Source organism: Microbacterium yannicii (assembly GCF_024055635.1).
GTDB classification, from domain to species: domain Bacteria; phylum Actinomycetota; class Actinomycetes; order Actinomycetales; family Microbacteriaceae; genus Microbacterium; species Microbacterium yannicii.
Map to the genome: position 1 here is coordinate 247,370 of NZ_JAMXMB010000025.1, position 10,641 is coordinate 258,010.

Genomic DNA, 10,641 nt, shown 5'->3' on the forward strand with positions numbered 1-10,641 from the left:
CTCCGCCCCGAAGGAGAACCCATGTCCGTTCGTCAGAGCCTGCTCGCGATCCTCGACCAGGGCCCGTGCTACGGCTACCAGCTGCGCGCCGAGTTCGACCGCCGCACCGGGTCCACCTGGCCGCTCAACGTCGGGCAGATCTACAACACGCTCGATCGCCTCGAGCGCGACGGGCTCGTCGAGAAGGGCGACGTCGACGAGCACGGTCACGTGTACTGGCAGATCACGGATGCCGGAGCCGAGGAGGTGCGCTCGTGGCTCGCCTCGCCGGTTCAGCGCACGCAGGGCACCCGCGACGAGCTCGCCATCAAGCTGGCCGTCGCGGCGACGCTGCCGGGCGTGGACGTGTCGGCCATCGTCCAGACGCAGCGGCGGGCGTCGCTGGCGCAGCTGCAGGAGCTGAACCGCGCGAAGTACGCCGGCGCCAATCCGGACGGCCCGGAGGAGCTGGCCTGGTCGCTCGTCGTGGATTCGATGATCTTCGCCGCCGAGGCCGAGGTGCGCTGGCTCGATCACTCCGAGCAGCGCCTGGCGCTGCATCCCCATCACGCGATGTCCCTCGAGCTCTCGACCGAGAAGCCCCGGCGCGGGCGACCGGTCAAGGACCCGGTCGTCGAGCAGCCGAAGCGAGACGAGACGCCCTCCGCCACAGGGGCGGTGCGTTGACCGAGGCGGTGCTGCGGCTCATCGGCGTCACGCAGCAGTACGGCACCGGCGCGACTGCCGTCTCGGCACTGTCGGGCGTGGACTTCGAGGTGCGCCCGGGCGAGCTCGTCGCCGTGATGGGGCCGTCCGGATCCGGCAAGTCCACGCTCCTCACCATCGCGGGCGGGCTCGCGACGCCGACGACGGGCGAGGTGGTGATCGAGGGCGCCTATCTCAGCGAGCAGTCGCCCCGCGAGCTGGCACGCCTGCGCCGACGGTCGCTGGGCTTCGTGTTCCAGGACTTCAACCTCATCCCGACGCTCACGGCGCTCGAGAACGTGACGCTGCCGCTCGAGCTCGACGGCTTCCGCGCCCGGGTGGCCCGGCGGGCCGGGCGCGACGCGCTCGCCTCGGTCGGGCTGGACGACAAGGGGGACGCGTACCCCGACGATCTCTCGGGCGGCCAGCAGCAGCGTGTCGCCATTGCGCGGGCCGTCGTGGGCGGGCGGCGCCTGATCCTCGCCGACGAGCCGACCGGCGCGCTGGACTCGGTCACGGGCGAGCTGGTGCTGAAGATGCTGCGTGCGCGGGTGGATGCCGGAGCCGCCGGCATCCTGGTCACCCACGAAGCCCGCCATGCGGCCTTCGCCGACCGCATCGTGTTCCTGCGCGACGGGCGCATCATCGACGAGTCCCGCCGCGCCGGCGCGGAGTCGCTGCTCGCCGGGGACGTGCGGTGACCTCGCCGCCCTCCGGCGGTGCAGCGCGTCACGAGCGGAGGACTTGCGACGGGCGGAGGGCGGATCCGCGCCGGAGCCTCCCCCGCTCCTCCCCTCTCCTCCGCTCCTCCCGTCCCCTCCGGTCCTCAGAGACGACGGCGCGATGACGGAGGTTCTCGAGGCCCCCACTGGGGCGAGCGCGCAGCCCGATGCCGCTCCCCCACGTCCGCGCGGCGGCGGATGGTCGCGGTGGCGCGTCGCCGTGCGCCTGGCTCGCAGGCAGGTGCGCCGCACCAGGCTGTCGAGCCTGCTCATCGTCGCGCTGGTCGCACTCCCCATCGCGGCGATGACCGCCTACGGCATCTACGCGGCGAGCAGCCTCGGCACACCCGAAGACAGGGTGCGGGCGGAGCTGGGCGAGATGCAGGCGTGGGTCGCTCCCGCCGGTGTGGCAGGCGAGGGATTCTGGCAGGCCCCCACCCAGCCGCAGTGGACCGGCTACCCCGCCGACGACGACGGCAGCTGGGAGGTGCCCGAGGGCGCGATCGCCGACGACCCGATCAGCGCGCTGCCGGCCGGCACCGAGACGATCCTGCTCACCAGCGCCACCGCGCGCATCGAGACGCCGGGTGGACTGGGTCTGATCGGCGCGTGGACGGGTGACGCGTGGGACTCGCGCTTCTCGGGCGCCTTCGACCTCGTCGACGGCGAGCGCCCCGCGGACGCCCGTGAGGCGATGGTGACCCCGGCGACCCTCGCGAGGCTCGGCGTTCAGATCGGCGGCGACCTCACGCTGGCCGATGGCGCCGGCACTTTCGAGATCGTCGGAACGCTGGATGCCGCGACCCTGCCGGATGCGGCGAGCGCGGTGTTCCTGCCGGGCACGGCCGAGCTGCGGGAGCTGATCGGCGGCGAGCGGCGGTGGTACCTGCCCGCGCCCGCACTGTCGTGGGAGGACGTGCAGGCTCTGAACGAGGACGGCGTCGTCGCCTACTCGCGCGCGGTGGTGCTCGATCCGCCGACGCAGCTGCGCGACGAAGTGCGCGGCTCCGTGCTCGACGAGTGGATGAACATCTGGCCCACCGTACTGGTCGTCGCGGCGGGCGGACTCTTCGCCGCGTACGTGGTGGTCATGCTCGCCGGCGCGGCATTCGCGGTGGCCGCGCGACGTCAGCAGCGGTCGCTCGCGGTCGCCGCGAGCGTCGGGGCGAACCGCAGCGACCTGTCGCGGATGATCCTGCTGCAGGGCACGACGCTCGGCGCTCTCGGCGGCGCGGCAGGCCTCGTCCTCGGGGCGGGAGTCGCGGCTGGCGTCATGGGCCTCACCGCCGACGGCAGCGCGACGCAGTACTGGGGTTTCCACGTGCCGTGGCCGGGTCTCGCCGCCATCCTCGTGTTCGCGGTCGTGGTCGGAACCGCATCCGCACTGGTCCCCGCGCGCAGCGTCGCCCGCACCGATCCCCTGCGCGCGCTCCGGGGCGCGCGGCGCCCGCAGAAGCCGGGAGTGGCGCGGCCGGTGTGGGGCTCCGTCGTCCTCCTCGTCGGCGTCGCCACCACCCTGCTGTGCGCCTTCGTGGTCGCTGCGGTGAACATCTCCGACCTCACGGGCGACAACCCGCTGCGGTACATCCCCGCGCTGGGCATCGTCGTCGGTCCGATCCTCACCCAGGTGGGCATCCTCATGTCGGGCGGCTGGCTGCTGTGGACGACGTCCCGCGTCCTGTCGCGCGTCGGGCTCGCAGCTCGCATCGCGTCGCGCGATGCCGCGGCCAACGCGGGCCGCACCGTGCCGGCCTTCGCCGCCATCGCCGCCACGGTGTTCATCGGGGTGTTCGCGGTCTCGCAGTCTTCGATGCAGACGGCTCAGAATGCGCGCACCTGGTACTACTCGGCGCCGCTCAGGAGCCTCTCGATCAGCATCTGGCCCGGCGCCGACAGCACGGCCGGGGTCGTCGACCTGGAGGGTGCGCAGACCGGTGCCGCCGCCGCCGTCGACGTCGCGGAGGACGCGGGCGCCACCAGGGTCGCCGTCATCGAGCGGCAGCAGCCGAGTCACTGGAGCTACGGCTCCGCCGACGAGGTCCCCGACGACCTCTCCCTGGCGATCGCGCTGCTTCCCCGGGAACACCTCCTCGACCCCGAAGTGGAAGACAGCTACATCTCGAACGGCCAGGATCCCGATAATCCACTGTCGGTGGTACGACCCGAAGATCTCGAGACGGTGCTCGGCGTCCCGCTGACGCCCGGCCAACGCGCCGCCTACCGCGACGGCGGGGCGATCGTCGCGGACCACCGCTACATCACCGACAGCGAGGTCACGATCGCGGCGTGGTCCGGTGGGGACCTGATGGACGGGATGCCCAGCAATGTCTGGATCCCCTGGAGCGGTCAGCGGATCGCCGAACCGACATGGGAGGAGCGGCTCGACGCGATCGCGGTCGACGCCCCGCTGCAGCCGACCGCGATCGCCATCGCCCCCGCCACGGCCGATCGCCTCGGAATCACCGCCGCCCCCGAGCGGGTGATCGCCTCGCTCGACGCACCGTTGTCGACGGAGGAGCGCGACCGCCTGCAGACGCAGGTCGAGCTCGCGAGCGATGAGGACTTCACGCTGGGCTACAGCGTCGAGGCGGGGCCGCCGAGCGACGCCGCCTGGATGGTCCCCCTGCTCTCGGTCGTCGCCGTCCTGGTGCTCGGGGCCAGCGCGGTGGCACTCGGACTGGCCCGCTTCGAACGTCGGCCCGACGACGCGACGCTGGCCGCGGTGGGCGGGACGCCGCTGCTGCGCCGGAACATCGGATTCTGGCAGGGTCTCATCATCGCGGGCTTCGGCGCCGTCGCGGGCGCCGTCGCCGGCATCCTTCCTCCCATCGGCTTCGCGATCCAGTCGCGGGGCGATCTCCTGCTCGGCGACATCCCGTGGCAGGTGCTGGCGGCGTTCTGCCTCGGCCTGCCGGTCGCCATCGCGCTGGTCAACTGGCTGGTGCCGCCGCGGCAGCCCGATCTGACCCGCCGCACCGCGATCGCGTGAGGTATCGCCCGAGACGAACCGCCCCTCGCACGACACGCACACGACGAACGGCCTGCACCCTGGGCCCCGCGAAAGGACCTGCCATGACCTCGCACCTGCCGGCGATCGACGCCGCCTCGCTCGCGCTGCCGCCGACGCAGCCGATCGACATCTCGGAACTTACCGAGCGCCCGTGAACGCCCGGCGCCCTGAGAGCGGCGCCTGGGCGCGGCATCCTGTCGCCTCACAGGCGGCTCCCGCTACGCTTAACTGTGCACACCGACGCTGACCAGATCGAGACCGAGGCTCCGACCGAGCCCGCAGCGATCACCTTCTCCGACCTCGGGCTGAGCCAGCCCGTCCTCAAGGCGCTGAAGGGGATCGGCTACGAGACGCCTTCGGCGATCCAGGCGGCGACCATCCCGACCCTGTTGGGCGGCCGCGATGTGGTGGGCATGGCCCAGACCGGAACGGGCAAGACCGCCGCGTTCGCGCTGCCGATCATCGATCGGCTCGACCTGTCGCAGAAGACGCCGCAGGCCCTCGTGCTCGCCCCGACCCGCGAGCTCGCGCTCCAGGTGTGCGAGGCGTTCGAGAAGTACGCCGGTCATCTGAAGGACGTCCACGTCCTCCCCGTCTACGGCGGCCAGGGCTACGGCGTGCAGCTCTCGGCTCTCCGGCGCGGCGTGCACATCGTCGTCGGAACGCCGGGCCGCATCATCGACCACCTCGAGAAGGGCACGCTCGACCTCTCTGCGCTGCAGTACCTGGTGCTCGATGAGGCCGACGAGATGCTGAAGATGGGCTTCGCCGAGGACGTCGAGACGATCCTCGCCGAGACGCCCGCCACCAAGCAGGTCGCCCTGTTCTCGGCCACCATGCCGGCACAGATCCGGCGCATCGCGTCCCAGTACCTTCGCGACCCCGAAGAGATCACGGTCAAGTCGAAGACCCAGACCTCGGCGAACATCTCGCAGCGCTACCTCATCACCGCGTGGCAGCAGAAGATGGACGCCCTCACGCGCATCCTCGAGGTCGAGAACTTCGACGCCATGATCGTCTTCGGCCGCACCCGCAGCGTCACCGAGGAGATCGCCGAGAAGCTGCGGGCACGCGGGTACTCCGCCGCCGCGATCAACGGCGACATCGCCCAGCCGCAGCGCGAGAAGACGGTCAACCAGCTGAAGTCGGGCAAGCTCGACATCCTGGTCGCGACCGACGTCGCCGCCCGCGGCCTCGACGTCGAGCGCGTCTCGCACGTCGTGAACTACGACATCCCGACGGATGCCGAGTCCTACGTGCACCGCATCGGCCGCACCGGTCGCGCCGGCCGCACCGGGGACGCCATCAGCTTCGTCACGCCGCGCGAGCGGGGTCTCGTCAAGATGATCGAGCGCGCCACCCGCCAGGCCCTCACGGAGATCCCGCTGCCGAGCGTCGACGAGGTCAACGTGACACGACTGTCGCGCTTCGACGACCGCATCACGGCGGCCCTCGGCGAGGCCGAGCGCATCGAGGCGTTCCGCGACATCGTCGCCCACTACGTCCGCAATCACGACGTCCCCGAGGCCGACGTGGCCGCGGCCCTCGCGGTGGTCGCCCAGGGCGACACCCCGCTGCTCCTCGAGCCCGACGCGACTCCGGCCCCGACACGCGAGCGCGCCGACCGCGGCGACCGTCCGGATCGCGCCGATCGTCCGGAGCGCGGCGAGCGCCGTGCCCCGCGGGAGGGCTTCGCGACGTACCGCATCGCCGTCGGCAAGCGCCAGCGCGTCGAGCCCCGCCAGATCGTCGGCGCACTCGCCAACGAGGGTGGTCTGCGTCGCGACGACTTCGGCGCGATCAAGATCATGCCGGACTTCTCGCTCGTCGAGCTTCCGGCGAACCTTCCCCGCGAGGCTCTCGACCGTCTGGCCGACACGCGCATCTCGGGGCAGCTCATCGAGCTGCGTCCCGACAGCGGCCGCCCGCAGCGGCGGTCGGACTCTGCATCCGGTCCCCGCCGCGACGACCGCGGCTCCGGCAGCCGCAGCTACGGCGACTCGAGCACTCGCCCCTCGTACGACGACCGTCCGCCGCGCAAGCCGCGGCACAAGCGCAGCGACAGCTGAGGCGTCCGTCGCCCTTCCCCGTACGTGACGGCGGATCGGGCGACGAGCCGCCCCGCACGGCGGAATGCGAAAGGCGGACGGGACCCTCGTGGCCCCGCCCGCCTTTCGCGTCGGGGGCGAACCTGCACCGCGTCATGCGGTGGGACACGCTGTGCGCGAACAATCCCCACCGACGGTCGCCCGCATCAGGTTGCTCTCAGCAGCGCCCGTAGGATCGATCCATGGCCGGATTCTGGGGCAGACGCAAGCGCGAGCAGGAAGAACTGAACACGCAGGACGCCGATCTGGCGCGCCGTGCCCAGCAGGCGCTGGTCGCGGCCGACGAGCGCCTTCGTCTCACCACGGACGAGCTCGCCTTCGCCGACGCCGAACTGGGCGCGGGGCCGACCAACGACCTGCGCGAGGCTGTCGAATCGGTGCGCACGCACCTGCAGGAGGCGTTCCACCTCCACCAGCTGAACCACGACGAGATCCCCGACACGCCCGAAGAGCTCCGCACGCGCAACGCGCGCATCGTGCAGCTCTGCGACTGGGCGGAGGACCTGCTCGACGACCGCACCGCGGCTCTCGCGGCAGCGATCGAGCGCGCGCGTCGCGCTCCCGAGATCATCGCGAACGTGCGAGCGGATGCCGCCCGCCTGCGCCTGCGCCTGCCCGACGCGCGAGCCACCGTCGAACGCCTGGCCGTTCGCTACTCGCCGCACGCCCTGGCCCAGATCGAGGCCAACCCGGCAGAGGCGGAGCAGCTGCTCGGCTTCGCGGAGCACAGCGCCGGCGTCGCTGAGCGACGACGCGAGGCCGGGCAACGCGAGCAGGCGAACATGGCGCTCGAGGCGTGCACCGAGTCGGTGCGCCGGGCCGAGACCCTGATCGACGCCGTCGAGACGTTCGAGGTCGAGGCCCTGCGCGCCGAGTCGACGCTCGCGGCGATCGTCGAGGACTCCCGCGGCGACATCGTGGTCGCGCTCCGAGAGCCCCAGTCCCCCGCGGTCAGCGCCGCGATCGCCGAGCTGCAGGCCGCCCTGGCCGCATTGCCGGCAGCGGGAGTGAACACCGATCCGTTCGAGCAGCTGACGCGGCTCCGCGAGGCGAATGCCGGATTGGATGCCGCGATCGCGGCCGCCCGCGAGCGCGCCGCGCGTCCGATCCCTCCCCTCGAGCACGTGCGGCACGCCATCGACGACGCCGACCGGCAGATCGCCGTCTCGCGCGACGTCATCGCCGGACACCGCGGCTGGATCGGCGCCGACGCCCGCACACGCTTCGCCGAGGCCGAGCGCGTGCGCCTCGACCTGGATCGCCTCCTCGGCACGTCGGCCGCGGCGGTCACCGCGATCGACGAGGACCACCGCGAGCAGGCGTTCGCCCTGGCCCGCCGCGCGGCGTTCCTCGCGAGCGAGGCGCTGCAGCTCGCGCAGCGCGACATCGACGCGGCGCGTCCGCAGCCCGACCAGTGGGGTGCGCCGGGCTACGGTCAGCAGGGCTACGGCCAGCCGGGCTGGGGCGGCGGTCGCCGCAGCGGCGGCAGCGACCTCATGGGCGGCATCCTCGGCGGCCTGGTGATCGGCAGCATCCTCGACGGCTTCATCGACTGATCGCCGACCGCTCCGGCTCCTTGCCCGCCGGCACCCGCGGGGCCCTTCGGCGGCGCGGGGCCTTTCGGCCGCCGCGGAAGCAGGCGCCGCTTCGGTGGCAGGCCTCCCGGCAGAGCGGATGCCTCGGCCCGGCGCATGGCGCCGGGTCGAGGCATGCGCTCTGTCAGGTCACCCGAACAGGATCGTCGCGCACAGGAGCAGCAGCGACAGTCCGAGGAGCACGGCACGCAGCGGAATGATCGACTCCCAGCGGGCCTGCAGCGCACGCGCGTTCGCCGGCACCTCGTCGGCCAGCGCGGCGCGCGTCAGCACCTTGTTGATGGGCGCCGAGATGCGGGCGAAGAGCGTCAGCCAGACGAGCAGCAGCACCAGCGCGACGACCGCCGTCGTGCCGATGAGCGGCGTGCCCCAGATGAGGGCCAGAGCCGCGGTGGCGGCGGTGAGCACCGTGCCGAGGATGCCGACGACCGGCAGCCGGCGGTCACCGTAGTAGTGGCCGCGCCCGGTCACCTGCACGAGGCTGCGGTCGTCGAGCTCGGCATAGACGGGTCGCTGCACCACTGCCGACACGACGTCGGTGCCGTAGATGACGGCGAGGGCGAGGATTGCGAGGGTGGCGGTGGCGCCGGTGATGAGGTCCATGTTTCTCCTGGTGTTATCACTGCTAACAGTTAGCGGTGCTAACATAGCGAGATGGCACGCAGTGCGCAAGAGGCAGAGAGATTCCGCGAACGCGAAGTGCGGATCGTGGCGACGGCCCGGGAGATCGCCGAGCGGGAGGGATGGGCGGCGGTGACCGTGCGCCGGCTGTCGGACGCGGTCGGTGTGAGCCAGCCCATCCTGTACCGGCACTTCGCCGGCGGTCGCGACGAGATCGTGGCGAGGGTCGTGATCCAGGGCTACGCCGACCTCGCCGACGCGATGCGGTCCCCCGGGACGGAGGGCGCCGCCGACGCGCTTCCCCGCGTGATCGCGAGCTACCTCGCGTTCGCGCGGGCACATCCCGCCGTGTACGAGGCGATGTCGACGGCGCGCACCAGTGTCGTCTTCGCGGCGAGCGACACCCCCGCGGTGCTGCGCGAGGGGTTCGGCATGCTCGAGCAGGCGGTCGGCGGAGTGGATGCCCGTGACCGCACCGTGCGCGCGGAACTGCTGTGGAGCCTCCTGCACGGGGCGAGCCAGCTGGCCGCGCACGATCGCCTGGATCCCCGCCTCGACGCCGTGCGCGAGGGGGCGATCGCGGAGCTGTTCACGCGCGCCGCCTGACGGCCGGCGCGTCAGATCCCGACGACGCGCAGCCCGTCAGCCACGACGCGGCCGTCGTGGACGACTGTCCTGTCGGAGCCGCGGTCCATCACGGCGCTCGTCGGCGTCTCGCCATCGACGAGCACGAGGTCGGCGCGGTCGCCGACGGCGACACCGGGCCGATCCCCCACTCCCGCGACCCGCGGCGACTCGTGGCTCATGATCGACGCACCGCCCATCGTGGCGACGGCGAGCGCGAGCTCGATGTGGTCGTCGCGACGGAAGCCGTTGACGAAGGCGAGCTGCCAGGTGCGGTCGAGCATGTCGCAGTTGCCGTACGGGCTCCAGTAGTCACGCTGACCGTCCTCGCCGAGGCCGACGCGCACCCCGGCCTCGACGAGATCGACGAGCCGCAGATGCGCGGTCGTCGACGGTGCGATGGTCGCCATCGCGACGTCCAGCTCGGCGAACTCGTCGATCAGCCGGCGGCTCACAGCCTCCGAGACCGAGCCCAGGTCGTAGGCGTGCGAGATGGTGACCTTGCCCTGCATGCCCAGCGCACGCGTGCGTTCGAGGATGAGCTCCGTGCTGAAGACGCCGAGTGCACCAGGCTCATGCAGGTGGATGTCGACCTCGACGTGGTACTTCTCGGCGAGGCCGAACACGATGTCGAGGTGACGGACCGGGTCGCGGTCGAGCTGACTGGGGTCGATCCCGCCCATGACGTCGGCGCCCTGTCTGAGCGACTCCTCGAGATAGTCCACGGTGCCGGCCTCCCGCAGGATGCCGGCCTGCGGAAACGTCATGACCTGCACCTCGGCGTGATCGCGGAACTTCTCCTTCGACGCCATCACCGAGTCGAACTTGTCGAGCTTGCAGTCGACGTCGACCTGCGCGTACGTGCGCACACGTGTGGTGCCCCGGGCGATCATCTGTTCGAGGGTGCCCGCGACGATCTCGGCGTGCGGCACGTCAGTATGGCGCCAGTTGTCCCGGTCGTTGAGCATCATCCCCCACACGCCCGGCGCGCCGGTGTGAGGACGGAAGGGCAACCCGATGCGAGAGGAGTCCAGGTGCACGTGAACGTCGCTGAACGACGGGAGAGCGAGTCGCGCGCGCCCGTCCACGTCGTCCGCCGCCGGTGATGCTGCCTCGTCGTGAGGCTCGATCGCGGCGATGAGTCCTGCCTCGATGCGGATATCGGCGGCGTCGGCGCCCCAGGGGCGCACGTTGCGGATGATCACGAAGGTCCTTCCGGGCGATGCCGCCGCGCGGCGCGCCGAGGCACGACCGCGTTCGGAGACAGACGAGGGGTG

Annotated in this window: 8 protein-coding genes; 6 read left to right on the forward strand and 2 right to left on the reverse strand. The window is 72.0% G+C overall.

Annotated elements, in window-relative coordinates:
* Window positions 1–21 precede the first annotated feature (21 nt).
* The 5 genes from NCG93_RS10880 to NCG93_RS10900 all read left to right on the forward strand — a co-directional run bounded on the left by NCG93_RS10880 (window position 22) and on the right by NCG93_RS10900 (window position 8,080).
* The gene (locus tag NCG93_RS10880) at window positions 22–666 is read left to right on the forward strand and encodes a PadR family transcriptional regulator (protein ID WP_194414078.1); all 645 of its coding nucleotides are present in this window, start codon (window positions 22–24) and stop codon (window positions 664–666) included.
* Complete coding sequence (locus NCG93_RS10885; RefSeq protein WP_194414079.1) at window positions 663–1,385, forward strand: ABC transporter ATP-binding protein; 723 nt, start codon at window positions 663–665, stop codon at window positions 1,383–1,385. The genes NCG93_RS10880 and NCG93_RS10885 overlap by 4 nt, the downstream gene beginning before the upstream one ends.
* Window positions 1,386–1,527: 142 nt before the next feature.
* The gene (locus NCG93_RS10890) at window positions 1,528–4,395 is read left to right on the forward strand and encodes an FtsX-like permease family protein (protein WP_194414080.1); all 2,868 of its coding nucleotides are present in this window, start codon (window positions 1,528–1,530) and stop codon (window positions 4,393–4,395) included.
* A gap of 251 nt (window positions 4,396–4,646) precedes the next feature.
* Window positions 4,647–6,485 carry a DEAD/DEAH box helicase gene (locus tag NCG93_RS10895; protein ID WP_372495974.1) on the forward strand — a complete coding sequence of 613 codons (1,839 nt, stop codon included), beginning with the start codon at window positions 4,647–4,649 and terminating at the stop codon, window positions 6,483–6,485.
* Between the two features lie 221 nt (window positions 6,486–6,706).
* Complete coding sequence (locus tag NCG93_RS10900) at window positions 6,707–8,080, forward strand: hypothetical protein (RefSeq protein ID WP_194414081.1); 1,374 nt, start codon at window positions 6,707–6,709, stop codon at window positions 8,078–8,080.
* A 168-nt stretch (window positions 8,081–8,248) separates the two neighbouring features.
* Here NCG93_RS10900 and NCG93_RS10905 read toward each other — a convergent pair whose 3' ends face one another.
* The gene (locus NCG93_RS10905; RefSeq protein ID WP_194414082.1) at window positions 8,249–8,722 is read right to left on the reverse strand and encodes a DUF1772 domain-containing protein; all 474 of its coding nucleotides are present in this window, start codon (window positions 8,720–8,722) and stop codon (window positions 8,249–8,251) included.
* Between the two features lie 51 nt (window positions 8,723–8,773).
* On the opposite strand from NCG93_RS10905, the gene NCG93_RS10910 reads away from it, so the two are divergent.
* The gene (locus tag NCG93_RS10910) at window positions 8,774–9,346 is read left to right on the forward strand and encodes a TetR/AcrR family transcriptional regulator (RefSeq protein ID WP_194414083.1); all 573 of its coding nucleotides are present in this window, start codon (window positions 8,774–8,776) and stop codon (window positions 9,344–9,346) included.
* Between the two features lie 11 nt (window positions 9,347–9,357).
* Here NCG93_RS10910 and NCG93_RS10915 read toward each other — a convergent pair whose 3' ends face one another.
* Window positions 9,358–10,569: an amidohydrolase family protein gene (locus NCG93_RS10915; protein ID WP_194414084.1), complete on the reverse strand. Its 1,212-nt coding sequence runs from the start codon at window positions 10,567–10,569 to the stop codon at window positions 9,358–9,360.
* Window positions 10,570–10,641: the final 72 nt, after the last annotated feature.